This is a genomic window from Rhizorhapis sp. SPR117 (genome assembly GCF_021742065.1).
Genome location: NZ_JAKKIE010000213.1, coordinates 1 through 763, shown reverse-complemented (window position 1 = coordinate 763; position 763 = coordinate 1). Strand labels below are relative to the sequence as shown.

Here is a 763-nt window from a genome sequence, read left to right as displayed (position 1 = left end):
CGCCGACGAGATCCTCGCCGCCGTCAAACGCTTCTGCCAGAAAACAATGAAGCGAACTTCGGATTCAGGTGACTAGCAGATCTCGGCTTTGGTTGTCAGGAACTGGGGAGCTTTGCATTGGAGGAGTTGGAATCGATCCGGCTTCCCTTCGGCCTCGGCATCGAGCGTGACATCCTGTTCGAGGGCAGGTTTCCGCTCCCGGTCTATGCCGAGGCGGCCTCCCGCACCGGTTCGCTGGTCGAGGGTGAACGCATCCTCCACAGGGCTGCGACCGCCTTCAATGGAGGCGAATGACTCGCTGCTATGAGACGTGAGACCTACAGTCTATCTGGAGACAGCACGCAACCGCGTCAAATCTGCTGGAAATACGTCGAGACTGGCCAGATCCTGATTGAACTATTTCCCATCAGTCTCGTCGATCAGGCGCTGGACCATACCGATCGGCGTGTCGTCGATCGGCCGGATGGTTTCGCCGCAGCCTGGGCACTCGACCGTGCGCTCGAGCCGCAACGTCCGATAGCTGACGCTGAATTCCCGCCCGCAGACCGGGCAATCGGCCTGTGCCCTGATGTCGTCCAGATCATTGACCATGGTGCATCAATAGCACGGCCGGACTAGCAACACCAAAGACCGATGATCGCCCGCCTGTGGCGGGCGCGAGAGGAAGAGGAAGGCCGGGGCCTTCATGACGGGCTTGCAGCCGGGAGAGAGTCTCGCGGCGGCCCGTCATGGAGAATGCACCATGGCCAAAGCACCCCAGAAG

3 protein-coding genes are annotated in these 763 nt (G+C 60.7%); 1 reads left to right on the top strand and 2 read right to left on the bottom strand.

The annotated features are described in order from the left end of the window. The first annotated feature begins 117 nt into the window (after nucleotides 1–117). On the top strand, nucleotides 118–294 hold the full coding sequence (locus L3X40_RS22035) for a DUF2958 domain-containing protein (RefSeq protein WP_237367460.1): 177 nt from the start codon (nucleotides 118–120) through the stop codon (nucleotides 292–294). Nucleotides 295–396: 102 nt separating this feature from the next. On the opposite strand, the gene L3X40_RS22030 is transcribed toward L3X40_RS22035, so the two are convergent. Both L3X40_RS22030 and L3X40_RS22025 read right to left on the bottom strand, forming a co-directional pair. Next, on the bottom strand, nucleotides 397–591 hold the full coding sequence (locus L3X40_RS22030) for a hypothetical protein (RefSeq protein WP_237367459.1): 195 nt from the start codon (nucleotides 589–591) through the stop codon (nucleotides 397–399). Beyond that, nucleotides 581–763 (bottom strand): hypothetical protein (locus L3X40_RS22025; RefSeq protein ID WP_237367458.1); only part of this gene is annotated, 183 nt, incomplete at its 5' end. The genes L3X40_RS22025 and L3X40_RS22030, both read right to left, overlap by 11 nt.